Here is a 13,228-nt window from a genome sequence, read left to right as displayed (position 1 = left end):
TTTAGTTAATTAGAATATTTTCTTTTAAGCCTTTTTTACGCAACAAGCTTTTTTGCAATCTGCTGCACAAGCCATTTTTTCTACTTCAGTTTTATCAGCACAACAAGGTTTCTTGCAATTTTCATCACAAAGTTTTTTTATTGAAAAACCATTAAGCATTTTCATGTTGCTTACAGTATAAATATCAGACACGTTAGTGACAGTTTTTTCAATTAATATTGGCGATACTTTAGCTTCGTTATATTCAACCATAGCTAGTTTTTTATCAAAATCTACTTTAGCAGATTTTACACCATCCATTTTAGCTAACTTTTTTTCAATAGTGGCAGCACAACCAATAGCACAAGTCATACCATCAATTGTAAATTCAGCTTTAGCGTATGTAGCATTAGGATCTATTATTTTAGTTGTTACAGTTTCAACTCCAACTGTTTTAACCTGAGGTTTCATGTCATTTTTACAATTAAAAGCAAAAAATGAAATTAACACAGCAACTAGAATTTGTTTTGTAGTTTTCATTGAGTCTTTATTTATGGATTGTATTTGCAAAATTACTAAATAAGTAGGTCTTAATTGATTGAAAAGTGAAATTTTAACTCAAAATAAACAAAACGTTTGTAGTTTAATTAAATAGCAGTATATTTGCACTCATTTTGAACAAAATTAATTAATAAAACGTTACGCTATGTACGCAATTGTAGAGATAGCAGGGCAACAATTTAAAGTTGTAAAAGACCAAAAAGTTTTTGTACACCGTTTACAAACAGAAGAAGGAAAGCAAGTAGCTTTTGATAATGTTCTTCTAATTAGTGATGGTGACAATGTAACTGTAGGCGCCCCAGCTATAGACGGAGCTCAAGTAGGAGCAAAAGTCTTAAAGCACCTTAAAGGTGATAAAGTTATAGTTTTCAAAAAGAAAAGACGTAAAGGTTACCGTAAGAAAAACGGACACCGTCAATCTTTAACTGAAATTATTATTGAAAGTATTGCTGCCTCAGGAGCAAAAAAAGCGGCTCCAGCTAAATCAGAAAAGAAAGCAGAAGTTGCAGCGCCAAAAGTGAAAGCAAAACCAACAGCAAAAAAATCAACAGACAAAGCTGATGATTTAAAAAAAGTTGAAGGTATTGGACCAAAAATAGCTGAAACTTTAATAGCTGCAGGAATTTCAACCTTTGCTGAATTAGCAAAAACAGATGCTGCAAAAATTTCAGAAATCATCTCAGATGTTCGTGGTAATCACGTTGCTGATACTTGGCCAGCACAAGCTAAATTAGCTGCTGAAGGTAAGTGGGATGAGTTAAAAAAATGGCAAGACGAATTAAATGGCGGAAAAGCTTAAGCTTACCGTTAAGTTTAACAATATAAAAACTTAAGACAATGGCTCATAAAAAAGGAGTAGGTAGTTCTAAGAATGGTAGAGAATCAGAATCGAAACGTCTAGGTGTTAAGATTTTTGGAGGACAAGCTGCTATTGCTGGAAACATTATCGTAAGACAAAGAGGAAATACACATCACCCTGGTGAGAATGTTTATTCTTCTAAAGATCATACTTTACACGCACAAGTTGATGGTGTTGTGAAATTTACTAAGAAAAAAGACAACAAGTCTTATGTTTCTATTGAGCCTTTCGAGGTTTAGTAAACAGTTTTCTTAAGATATTATTAAACCCTTTTTGGAAACAGAAAGGGTTTTTTTATTTCCAAAATTTCCAAAATCACATATTTTGTAAACTTTTATTTAATGTTAATTAAATATGAAATAGATGTATTTTATTATTCACAGATAACGTTAATTTAAAAAATACTTAAACTACTTGAGTCTTCATTTTTGTTAATTAGGTGTATTAATTAACCAATAAAAATCATGAAGAAAAATTACGTATTTACAGCAATATTTACATTGCTTATTTCCCTTTTAGGGCTTTCACAAGAAGGTAATATTCAAGGTGTTGTAATAGATGACAACGGACTTAAAGTACCTTTTAGTAATATTATAATCGAGTCTTTAAATAAAGGAGCCATTTCAGATGCAGACGGTAACTTTTTATTTGTTGATGTACCAACAGGTAATCAAACCTTAACAGTTAATTATTTAGGTTATGCAGCCACTCAAAAAGAAGTTGTTGTTGCAGCGGATAAGACAATTACTGTAACCATAATTATTTTACCAGAAGCTTTAGAATTAGACGGTGTTGTTATTAACGGGTACAATAGCGGACAAGCAAAAGCTTTAAATGCACAAAAGAATAAGCAAAACATTACTAATGTAGTATCTACAGATCAGATAGGTAAATTTCCAGATGCCAATATTGGTGATGCTATAAAACGTATTCCTGGAATTACCATGCAGGTAGACCAAGGTGAGGCACGAAATATTATCGTTCGTGGTTTAGCGCCACAATTAAATTCGGTAACATTAAATGGAAGTAGAATTCCATCTGCTGAAGGCGATAACAGAAACGTACAAATGGATTTAATTCCAGCAGATATGATTCAACTTATCGAGGTAAATAAAGCAGTAACACCAGATATGGATGCCGATGCTTTGGGCGGCTCAGTAAACTTGGTTACAAGAACATCACCAGATGGTTTTAGGGTATCTACAACCTTAGGTTCAGGTGTTAACTTAATTACGGATAAACGTATTGTAAATGGATCTTTTTTAATGGGAGATCGCACCAAAAACAACAAGTTTGGTTGGATGATTGGCGCTTCTATAAATGACACTGATTTTGGATCTGATAATGTAGAAGCTGAATGGGTAAACGAAGCTGAAAGTCCTATTTCTGGAGATGATATTGATGTAAATCCTTTTGTAGAGGAATCTGATATCAGAACATATTTAGTACAACGTATAAGACGCAGTTTTTCGGCTAATTTAGATTATTCGTTTAACCCTAATAATAAGGTGTTTCTAAAAACGATGTATAACTGGAGGGACGATCGTGAAAACCGTTTTAGAGTCCGTTACCGTTCAATCGAACCAATTTTTGAGGATGGTACAGAGAATATTATGGGTTATCAAGGTGAAATTAGGAGAGAAACTAAAGGGGGAATTGATAATAATAGAAATCAAAATACACGTTTGGAGGATCAGCGTATGCAAAACTATAGTTTAGGTGGCGAGCATTTAATTGGAGGGCTTCAGTTTGATTGGTTAGCCTCTTACGCAAGTGCCTCTGAGGAGCGTTTGAATGAGCGATACATAGAGTATGAATTAGAAGAAACTGCTGGTGGCGACCCTATTCCTTTTACTACTGATTTTGAAAATGAAAGATTTCCGCTAATTATCCCAGCAAATTCAAGCGATGTATTATTGAGTCGTTATTCACTCAATGGAATAACTGAAGAAAATGGATTCACCGAAGAAAAAGATTTTAACTTCTTTACGAACTTTAAACTGCCTTTAAGCTTAATAAACGAGAGAGAAGGGTTTCTAAAATTTGGAGGTCGTTTAAGATTCAAAGAAAAAGATAGAGATAATAACTTTTTTGAATTTGAACCTACAAATAGCTTTTTTGATAGCATGATTAATTTACCATTAGTTGATAAAACGGATGATAATTATTTAGCAGGCAGTAAATATGTCGCTGGTGCTTATGTAGATCCTGAATATTTAGGAAGTTTAGATTTGTTTAACGAATCTCAATTTGAAAATGAATCATTAGTTGAAGAATTTTTATCAGGAAATTACCTTGTAAAAGAAAATGTTTATGCAGGTTACGCTATGATAAATCAACAAATATCTGATAAATTATCAGTACTTGCTGGTATTCGTATTGAAAATACAGAAATAGAAACAACAGGAAATTTAGTAGTTTTTGATGATAATGGCGATTTTGATGCTGATGCCTCTGGAGAAGTAAACGATGACAACTCTTATATTAATATTTTACCCGGAGTTCATTTTAAATATAATTTTAATGACAATACTGTGTTACGTTTTGCTTGGACAAATACATTGGCAAGACCAAACTATATTGATTTGGTGCCTTTTAGAAATGTAGCAAATGAAGATGAAGAGGTAAGCTTTGGTAACCCTGAATTAAGTGCTACTAAATCTATGAATTTTGATTTAATGGCAGAACATTATTTTAAAAGTGTTGGTATTATTTCAGCTGGTGTTTTTAATAAAAATATTAAAGACTTTATTTATACATTTCAGTTTCAAGACCCAACTACTGGTTTTGATGCTTTTCAACCACAAAACGGTGATGATGCCACTATTTTTGGAGCTGAGTTGTCTTTCCAACGTCAGTTAGATTTTTTACCAGGTTTTGCTAAAAACTTTAGTGTGTTTTTAAATTACACCTATTTATCATCAAGTGCTGATGGTATTAGAAATGAAGATGGTGATGTGCGTACAGATTTAGATTTACCAGGTACTGCACCGCACATGTTTAATGGGTCTTTAGCTTATGGAGGCAAAAAACTAAACTTACGTTTATCTGCCAATTTCAGTGATGCTTACATAGATGAAATAGGCGGAAATGCTTTTGAAGATAGATATTATGATGAACAATTCTTTTTAGATTTTAATGCGTCTTATGCGTTAAGCAATGTGCTACGTGTTTATTTCGATTTAAATAATATTACAGACCAACCATTACGTTATTTCCAAGGTGTAAAACAAAGAACTCAGCAAGTTGAATTTTATGGCAGACGTATTACTTTTGGTTTAAAGTATGATTTATTCAAAAGAAAAAATTAAAACTATTTTAAATGAATAAATACATATACTTTATAGTTGGACTGTTATTATTATCATGTGGGAAAAAGTTGCCAGTGATTGAGCCAAGCATCGTCACAGAAAAGACTTTACATGATACCGACGATCCTGCTATTTGGATAAACCCAAACGATGCTTCAAAAAGTATTGTTTTTGGAACAGATAAAGAAACAGAAGGTGCTATTTATGCCTTTAATTTAGACGGAAAAATTATTAAAGAGAAAACGATAAAAGGTTTAAAACGCCCTAACAATATTGATTTAGAATATGGTTTTCAGCTTAACGATTCTACTAAAGTTGATATTATTGCTTTTACCGAAAGGGAAAGACAACAAATACGTTTGTTTTCAGTACCCGATATGAAACCACTTGATAATGGCGGGTTTAAAGTTTTTGAAGACGTTACTGAAGAAGGAGCTAATTTACCAATGGGAATTGGGTTGTATAAATCGCCAATAACAAAACGTGTTTATGCTATTGTTGGTAGAAAAACGGGGCCAATAGAAGGGTATTTGTATCAGTACGAATTGGTTTCAGATAGTTTAGGAGTATATTCTAAATTAACAAGAAAGTTTGGTCAGTTTAGTGCAAAGAAAGAAATCGAAGCCATTGCCGTTGATGATAAAAACGGTATTGTTTATTATTCAGATGAGGGGCATTGTATCAGAAAATATTATGCAGAACCTTCAAAAGGAGATGAAGAAATTTCATGTTTTGGTGGAGAATATTTTAAATCAGATATAGAAGGGATTGCCATTGCACACTACCCAAATAAATCGTTTTTAATAGTGTCCAATCAACAAGCCGGCACTTTTAATATTTTCGATTTAAAAACGAATACTTTTATTAAAGAACTTAATTTAGGAACACTTGAAACTGATGGGTGTGATGTTACAACAGAGTCTTTAGGTAATAAGTTTCCAAACGGATTATTTGTTTCAATGAATGATGAAATGAATTTCTTTTTTCATGATTTAGCGAAGCTTAAATTATTAGAATAAATCTTTTAGTTTAAATTTTTGTACCCTTTCTGGAAACAGAAAGGGTTTTTTATTTCTTCAAAATATCTCTTATAATTTTTAAATGATGCTTGGTATGCATTTCTATAAAACGAAGTGTTTGTTTTTTTGTCAGCATCCCAAAAAGGAAATGTTTAAAATAAACACCATCAGGTAAATTATTTAAAATTCTAATGTGGTTTTTTGCAGTTTCTACCTGATTATTTAAGTCTTCTAAAGTAATTATTTCTGGTGGCAAAACATGTTTTGGAGCTTTACCTTTTCCTCTTGGTATGTAGCATAGAGGAAACATAACCAAACGCATAAAATTAAAATTCCACTTGTAGTCTTCAGGATTTGAATTTGCAGTCCATTCGCTAACTTTTATGAAAACTTTTAAAGTATGGTCTAGTTGCCAGCCCACTGTAGATTTTGAAATTGAATGATTTTCTTTATCCTTAAATGGAATATTAGCTTCAATTTCAGATAAAAGTTGTTTTAAAACTTCAATACGTTTATTGCTCATTGCTATAATTTGAATGTAAAAGGTATTAATAAAATGCTTAACTTTAAGGAATTGTGTTTACAATAATTAGAATGTTTTACTTAAAATTATAGTTGTATGCTTCCGTTTAGATCAGAAATCAGAAATTCCCCTTCACAGCCTACTATTAAAATTTTTTTAAGTGATGAGTCGCTTGACTCCAGACTTAAAAAGCATTTAGAACATTTTAAAGAAATTGAATCTATTGAAATTAGAGAAAGCATTGAGCAAACTGAATCTACTGAAAATCTTACTATATTTTTAAAAGATGATGTGGATATTGCTAAAATGAAACAATCAATCGATTCCAGTTTGTGGTGGTATTTTGAAGAGGACTTGGTGGATGAATGATTTAATTCCTTTTTTGCGTTAGGGATTGAACGGCATGTTTGAAATCCCCGACGTAGGAGGGATTGAGTAGTGAAAGCCCGACCCTTGTGGTAACGCCCAAATAAAAAAATCCTAAACATTGCTGCTTAGGATTTGTATTTTTACTAATTATTAAGAGATTGCCACGTCGCGAACTCCTCGCAATGACGTATTAATATCTGTAATACTCAGGTTTAAAAGGACCTTCTGGTTTAACACCAATATAACTGGCTTGGTCTTCACGAAGCTCTGTTAATTCTACACCAATTTTTTCTAAATGTAATTTTGCTACTTTTTCATCAAGATGTTTTGGTAACATATACACATCGTTTTCGTAAGCATCTGCATTAGTCCACAGTTCAATTTGCGCAAGAGTTTGGTTTGTAAACGAGTTACTCATAACAAAACTTGGGTGTCCAGTTGCACAACCAAGGTTAACTAAACGCCCTTCTGCAAGTATAATAATGTCTTTGCCATTAACAGTATATTTGTCTACTTGAGGTTTTATAGTGTTTTTTGTATAACCATGGTTTTTATTCAACCAAGCCATATCAATTTCATTATCAAAATGTCCAATATTACAAACAATAGTTTTGTCTTTTAAGGCTTCAAAATGATGTGACTGTACGATATCTTTATTTCCTGTTGAAGTAATTACTATATCAGCAGTGGAAGCAACAGTTTCTAGTTTTTTAACTTCAAAACCATCCATTGCAGCTTGTAAAGCACAAATAGGGTCAATTTCGGTAACCGTAACAATACTTCCAGCACCTTTAAAAGAGGCAGCGGTACCTTTACCTACATCACCATATCCACAAACAACTACACGTTTTCCTGCTAACATAATATCTGTTGCTCGACGTACAGCATCTACAGCACTTTCTTTACAACCGTATTTGTTATCAAACTTACTTTTTGTAACTGAATCATTAACATTGATAGCAGGCATTGGCAACGTTCCGTTTTTCACACGCTCATAAAGTCTGTGAACACCTGTAGTAGTTTCTTCACTTAAACCTTTAATACCTGAAATTAATTCTGGATAACGGTCTAAAACCATATTAGTTAAATCGCCACCATCATCAAGAATCATGTTAAGTGGTTGTCTGTCTTCGCCAAAGAAAAGTGTTTGCTCAATACACCAATCAAACTCTTCTTCATTCATATCTTTCCATGCATAAACAGAGGTTCCTGCAGCAGCAATAGCAGCGGCAGCTTGATCTTGTGTTGAGAAAATATTACATGAACTCCAAGTAACTTCTGCGCCTAAAGCTTGTAATGTTTCAATTAAAACAGCGGTTTGAATGGTCATATGTAAACATCCTGCAATTCTAGCACCTTTTAAAGGTTGAGAGTTTCCATACTCTTCACGTAAACTCATTAAACCTGGCATTTCTGCTTCAGCTAATTCAATTTCTTTTCTACCCCAAGCCGCAAGCGAGATATCTTTCACTTTATTAGCTACATAAGGAATTGTTTTAATACTCATATCAATTTTTCTTTTTGTTTTAATAACTAAACTTCATTGTGATTAGCACTTAAAATACTTAAATTCGCTATTCAAAAATATTTAATTTGCCTTAGGCGATGCAAAGATAATCAATAACTTTTAGAATATTAAATGCCACTTCATAAAACCATCAATCCAAGTTCACAAACTACTGTTAAAATCTGGAAGATTTCTGAATCTTACACAGATTTGATTTCTGGTCTTGAGCTAAAACCAGAGAGTTTAGAGCGTGTTTTAGGAATGAAAAGCGACATACATCAAAGAGGGTTTTTAAGTGTCAGACATTTATTAGAAGCATTTGGATACTCTGATAATGATTTGTTTTATGATGAAAACGGCAAACCCCATTTAAAAGATGGCAAACAAATTTCAATAACCCATTCGTTTAGCTTTTCAGCAGTTATTGTAAGTGATGCTTTAGTTGGAATTGATATTGAAAAGCAACGTGATAAAATCTCAGTAATAGCTCATAAGTTTATTGATTATGAATTTGAATACTTAGAAAAAAATAAGCCAGATTATATTAAAAAACTCACGTCTATTTGGTGTACAAAAGAGTCGCTTTATAAATTGTTTGCTACTCCTGGTTTGAGTTTTAAAAAATATTTTTTAGTGATTCCTTTCGAAATTAAAGATGAAGAAACTATTGCATGGATTGATTATCAAGAAAAAAAGCATCGTTTTAAAATTCACTTTTTAGAGTTTGAAGGTTTTACTTGTGCTTATGCCATAGCTTAATGAATACAATTTATCAAAACATAAAGCTATCTGTTTCACAAAGTGAAAAATTATTAGCTATCTTAATTGATCCTGATAAATTTTCTATCGATCGTGCAAAAACCTTTTTTGAAAAGGTAAATGCTTCAATTGCTACACATATTTTTGTAGGTGGAAGTATTGTTGAGGCCCACAAAACAGATATTTTAGTAAAAGAAATAAAAACACACACACAACTACCAATAGTTTTATTTCCTGGTGATGTAAGTCAGATTTCGAATGAAGCCAATGCATTATTGTTTTTATCATTACTATCAGGTCGTAATGCAGAGTTTTTAATAGGAAAGCATGTTGAAGCCATTTCAAAATTAAATAAAACTAATTTAGAGATTATTTCAACGGGATACATTTTAATTGAAAGCGGACAAAAAACAGCAGTTGAAAAAGTAACACAAACCAAACCAATATCTAGAAATGACTTACAACAGATAGTGCATACTGCAAAAGCAGCAGAGTTTTTGGGGATGAAACTGATATATTTAGAAGCGGGAAGCGGCGCTCTTATACCTATAAGTGAAGAAATTATTACTTCTGTTAAAGCTGAAACTAAAATCCCTTTGATTATTGGCGGTGGGATAAAATCAATTTTGGATTTAGAGAATGCTTATCACGCTGGAGCAGATTTAGTTGTAATTGGTAACGCTTTTGAAAACAACGAATCACTCTTTAACGAATTAAAAAAATAGAAAATGAAAATATCAGTTGAATTAACCCTAACCCCTTTGCATGATAATTACGAACCATTAATTATTCATTTCATAAAAAAATTAAGAGCTTCAAATTTAAAGGTTCTTGAGAATCCACTAAGTACACAAGTTTATGGGGATTACGATGAAGTGATGAACATTTTAACAACTGAAATAAAAGAAGTTTTTGAACTCTTAGAAGGTGGTTTAATGTACATTAAAATAGTAAAATCAGACAGACACGATTATGAGCCACATTTTTGATTTTTTCATGAAGGCTTACCATGAAGCACCTACGTTTCAGATCGTACTTGAGGCTATGGCTTTTATATTTGGAATTTTAAGCGTTTGGTTTGCTAAAAATGAAAATATTTTGGTATACCCAACAGGCATAATTTGCACTGTAATTACGGTTTACCTATTATACATAAACCAGTATTTTGGTGATATGATGATGAATTTTTATTACTCAGTTATGAGTATTTATGGTTGGTGGAATTGGTCTCGTAAAAAAGAAAACAAACCTGTTTTGCTAATTTCAAGAACCACTCTAAAAGAAAAAAAAATAGGGGTATTATTATTTGTTTTAACCATAATAGTTACATATTTAGTTTATAAAGGTTTTAATTATTCCATAGAAATTCCTAACTATATTGATATAGTTACTTCCGGAATTTTCTTTATAGCTATGTGGTATATGGCAAATAAGAAATTAGAAAATTGGACACTTTGGATAATTGCAGATTTAATTACGATACCACTTTATGCTTATAGAGGTTTAGGCATGTTATCACTTCAGTATTTAATCTTTACTATATTAGCAATTCAAGGATATATTGCATGGAAGAAAAATATAAGCAGCAACCTGCAAACTGTTTAAAAATAGTATTATTTGGTCCAGAAAGTACTGGTAAAACTTCGTTGTCTCATCAGTTGGCACGCCATTATAATTCGGTTTGGGTTCCAGAATATGCTCGTGAATATCTTCAAAGTAAGTGGAACAACGAACGTAAAACTTGCGAGCCACACGATTTATTACCCATAGCGGCAGGACAAATGGCGCTGGAAAATAAGTTGGCAAAAAAAACAAATACAGTTCTAATTTGCGATACTGATTTATTAGAAACTAAAGTTTACTCAGAGGCTTATTACATAGGTAGTTGCGACCCAATTCTTGAGAAATATGCTTTAAAAAACACCTACGATTTATATTTTTTAACTTATATTGACACACCCTGGGAAGAAGACGATTTACGTGATAAACCAGAAGCGCGTTTAGAAATGTTTGAAGCATTTCAAAACGAACTAATAAAACAAAAAAGACCGTTTGTCTTGTTAAAAGGCGACAAGAAAACACGATTAGAATTAGCTATTAATCATATTAACAAATTATTAAACCCAATATCTATGTTTACCGAGAAGGATATTCAACAAATTGAAAATAAAGGAGCAACATTAAGTCAAGTTGTAGCACAAGTAGAACGCATTAAAAACGGGATGTCGTTTTCAAATTTAATTTCTGCAGCAACCATTGGCGAAGGTATTGAAAGTTATTCTGCAGATGAAGAAAACGCATTAATCAATCTTTATGATAGTAAACAGAACAATTTTGATATTGTAAAATTTGTTCCAGCATCAGGAGCAGCTTCTAGAATGTTTAAGTTTTTATTTCAGTTTTTAAATAATTTCAATCCTTCAACAAATACTTTCGAGGATTATCTTCAAAATAAAGGTGATAACTTAATTAAAGCCTTTGCGTCAGGTTTAGAAAAATTCCCTTTTTATGACGAAGCTATAGAGAAATTAAAAAGTATGCATCCTGATTTTGAAAGTTTAAGCGAAGGAGAAAAGCTTTTTGAATTTGTTAAAATTACTTTAGATGAAGAAGGATTAAATTATAGTTTTTTACCAAAGGGATTATTGTCTTTTCACGGTTACAAAGAGGGTCCTGTAACCGCTTTTCATGAGCATCTATTGGAATCAACATTATACGCTTCTTCAAATGCTATGGCAAATCTTCATTTTACAGTTTCAGAAAAACATCATGAATTTTTTAATGGAGAATTAGATAAAATCAAAAAATCTTTAGAAGAAAGAACACATACAACTTTTAACGTATCATTCTCGTATCAAAAAGGAGAAACAGAAACGTTAGCACTAACTACTAATAATGAAATTTATAGAAATGAAGATGGATCTATTTTATTCAGACCAGCAGGTCATGGAGCATTATTAGAAAATTTGAATGATTTAGATAATGATATAGTCTTCATAAAAAATATAGATAATATTGTTGTTTTTGAGCTAAACAAAAAAGTATCAGATTACAAAAAAATGATTGGTGGCGTTTTAATTAGAGCACAAGAACAGGCTTTTGCTTTTTTAAATGAATTAGATGAAAGTGATATTTCAGAAAAAAAATTACTAAATATGGCTTCGTTTTTATCAAAAAGCATGAATGTTTCTATTGGTGATGAATTTGATGATTTCAATTTAGAAACTAAGAAAACCTTTTTAAGAGCCAAATTAAATCGTCCAATTCGTGTTTGTGGCATGGTGAAAAATGAAGGAGAACCAGGAGGTGGACCTTTTTGGGTAAAAGACAAAAATGGTATTATTTCATTACAAATAGTAGAGTTTGCTCAAATAGATATAGATAATAATCAACAAGCAGATATTGTTAAAAATGCGACTCATTTTAATCCAACAGATTTAGTTTGTGGTATTAAAAATTATAAAGGTGAAAAGTTTGATTTGATGAACTATGTAGATCCAGAAGCTGCATTTATAACAATGAAAACTCAAAATGGTATAGATATTCAAGCTTTAGAATTGCCAGGTTTATGGAATGGTAGTATGTCAGATTGGAATTCTATTTTTGTTGAGGTTCCTCTAGAGACATTTAATCCAGTAAAAACGGTTAACGATTTACTTAAACCAGTCCATCAGGGAAAATAATGTATGATAAGGGTGTTTTATTAAGTGAGCTTAATTTTAAAGCAACACGAAGTTCTGGTGCTGGAGGGCAGCATGTAAATAAAGTGTCTTCTAAAATTGAATTATCTTTTAATTTAATAGAATCGGGAGCTTTTGATGATTACCCAAAAGTTCTCATTCAAGAAAAACTGGCAAGTAGACTCACTAAGGATGGCGTTTTAATTTTACAATGTGATGAAACTCGAAGTCAGCATAAAAATAAAGAACTCGTGATAAAACGATTTTTTGATATAATAAATTCTGCTTTGGTTATTGCTAAGAAACGTCATCCAACAAAAATCCCAAAAGCAGTAATAAGGAAACGTTTAAAAAGTAAACGTAATCTCTCTGAAAAAAAAGCAAATAGAAAAAAACCAGGTTTTAATTAAAAAAAAATACAATTAATAATTATTAATTACCAATTGATAACTACTTTTGCAGCGTTCTCAAAAAAGGGGTGCCTATAATCGGCTGAGATCATACCCATTGAACCTAGAACAGGTAATGCTGTTTAGGAAATTGAGTTTTAATTTATGTAAATATTACACGTGATTGAGCTCATGGAAAACGAAGTATTTTGCTTCAAAAACTAATTTTTAACAAATAAAGAATAATTACCTCTTTTTATTCGATTATAACA

14 protein-coding genes are annotated in these 13,228 nt (G+C 31.7%); 11 read left to right on the top strand and 3 right to left on the bottom strand.

The genetic code is table 11. The features are described from left to right. Positions 1 to 24 precede the first annotated feature (24 nt). Positions 25 to 519 carry a heavy-metal-associated domain-containing protein gene (locus AC1XJX_RS01035; RefSeq protein ID WP_482002099.1) on the bottom strand — a complete coding sequence of 165 codons (495 nt, stop codon included), beginning with the start codon at positions 517 to 519 and terminating at the stop codon, positions 25 to 27. Between the two features lie 166 nt (positions 520 to 685). On the opposite strand from AC1XJX_RS01035, the gene rplU reads away from it, so the two are divergent. The 4 genes from rplU (at position 686) to AC1XJX_RS01015 (ending at position 5,729) form a co-directional block, all read left to right on the top strand. After that, entirely contained in the window at positions 686 to 1,339 is a 654-nt protein-coding gene (rplU, locus tag AC1XJX_RS01030) for a 50S ribosomal protein L21 (protein ID WP_482002098.1), read from the top strand. Positions 1,340 to 1,377: 38 nt separating this feature from the next. Then, the gene (gene rpmA / locus AC1XJX_RS01025) at positions 1,378 to 1,638 is read left to right on the top strand and encodes a 50S ribosomal protein L27 (protein ID WP_482002097.1); all 261 of its coding nucleotides are present in this window, start codon (positions 1,378 to 1,380) and stop codon (positions 1,636 to 1,638) included. A 225-nt stretch (positions 1,639 to 1,863) separates the two neighbouring features. Continuing rightward, on the top strand, positions 1,864 to 4,710 hold the full coding sequence (locus AC1XJX_RS01020) for a TonB-dependent receptor (RefSeq protein ID WP_482002096.1): 2,847 nt from the start codon (positions 1,864 to 1,866) through the stop codon (positions 4,708 to 4,710). Positions 4,711 to 4,721: 11 nt separating this feature from the next. Continuing rightward, positions 4,722 to 5,729, top strand: coding sequence for a phytase (locus tag AC1XJX_RS01015; protein WP_482002095.1), 1,008 nt, complete (start codon positions 4,722 to 4,724; stop codon positions 5,727 to 5,729). A gap of 49 nt (positions 5,730 to 5,778) precedes the next feature. Here the strand turns inward: AC1XJX_RS01015 and AC1XJX_RS01010 are convergent, their stop codons facing one another. Beyond that, the gene (locus AC1XJX_RS01010; protein WP_482002094.1) at positions 5,779 to 6,252 is read right to left on the bottom strand and encodes a DUF1569 domain-containing protein; all 474 of its coding nucleotides are present in this window, start codon (positions 6,250 to 6,252) and stop codon (positions 5,779 to 5,781) included. Positions 6,253 to 6,348: 96 nt separating this feature from the next. Between AC1XJX_RS01010 and AC1XJX_RS01005 the strand changes: the two genes are divergently transcribed. Next, positions 6,349 to 6,621: a hypothetical protein gene (locus AC1XJX_RS01005; RefSeq protein WP_482002093.1), complete on the top strand. Its 273-nt coding sequence runs from the start codon at positions 6,349 to 6,351 to the stop codon at positions 6,619 to 6,621. A gap of 190 nt (positions 6,622 to 6,811) precedes the next feature. Here AC1XJX_RS01005 and ahcY read toward each other — a convergent pair whose 3' ends face one another. Then, positions 6,812 to 8,128 carry an adenosylhomocysteinase gene (gene ahcY / locus AC1XJX_RS01000; protein WP_482002092.1) on the bottom strand — a complete coding sequence of 439 codons (1,317 nt, stop codon included), beginning with the start codon at positions 8,126 to 8,128 and terminating at the stop codon, positions 6,812 to 6,814. 132 nt (positions 8,129 to 8,260) lie between these two features. Here ahcY and AC1XJX_RS00995 point away from each other — a divergent pair, with 132 nt between their 5' ends. Genes AC1XJX_RS00995 through arfB form a run of 6 tightly spaced genes read left to right on the top strand, consistent with a single transcriptional unit; the run spans position 8,261 to position 12,977 of the window. Continuing rightward, positions 8,261 to 8,887, top strand: coding sequence for a 4'-phosphopantetheinyl transferase family protein (locus tag AC1XJX_RS00995; RefSeq protein ID WP_482002091.1), 627 nt, complete (start codon positions 8,261 to 8,263; stop codon positions 8,885 to 8,887). Beyond that, positions 8,887 to 9,612, top strand: coding sequence for a phosphoglycerol geranylgeranyltransferase (locus AC1XJX_RS00990; protein WP_482002090.1), 726 nt, complete (start codon positions 8,887 to 8,889; stop codon positions 9,610 to 9,612). Before AC1XJX_RS00995 ends, AC1XJX_RS00990 begins: the two co-directional genes overlap by 1 nt. A gap of 3 nt (positions 9,613 to 9,615) precedes the next feature. Then, on the top strand, positions 9,616 to 9,876 hold the full coding sequence (locus tag AC1XJX_RS00985; RefSeq protein ID WP_482002089.1) for a thiamine-binding protein: 261 nt from the start codon (positions 9,616 to 9,618) through the stop codon (positions 9,874 to 9,876). Then, positions 9,860 to 10,492 (top strand): nicotinamide riboside transporter PnuC, encoded by a 633-nt coding sequence (pnuC, locus tag AC1XJX_RS00980; protein ID WP_482002088.1) that lies wholly within the window; start codon positions 9,860 to 9,862, stop codon positions 10,490 to 10,492. The genes AC1XJX_RS00985 and pnuC overlap by 17 nt, the downstream gene beginning before the upstream one ends. Next, on the top strand, positions 10,453 to 12,570 hold the full coding sequence (locus AC1XJX_RS00975; RefSeq protein WP_482002087.1) for a DUF4301 family protein: 2,118 nt from the start codon (positions 10,453 to 10,455) through the stop codon (positions 12,568 to 12,570). Before pnuC ends, AC1XJX_RS00975 begins: the two co-directional genes overlap by 40 nt. After that, positions 12,570 to 12,977, top strand: a complete 408-nt coding sequence (gene arfB / locus AC1XJX_RS00970; protein WP_482002086.1) for an alternative ribosome rescue aminoacyl-tRNA hydrolase ArfB — start codon at positions 12,570 to 12,572, stop codon at positions 12,975 to 12,977. The genes AC1XJX_RS00975 and arfB overlap by 1 nt, the downstream gene beginning before the upstream one ends. The last annotated feature ends 251 nt before the right edge of the window (positions 12,978 to 13,228 follow it).

Source organism: Flaviramulus sp., from assembly GCF_982512915.1.
Note: the sequence above shows the minus strand (reverse complement) of the source record. Positions and strands in the feature narration are given on the sequence as shown.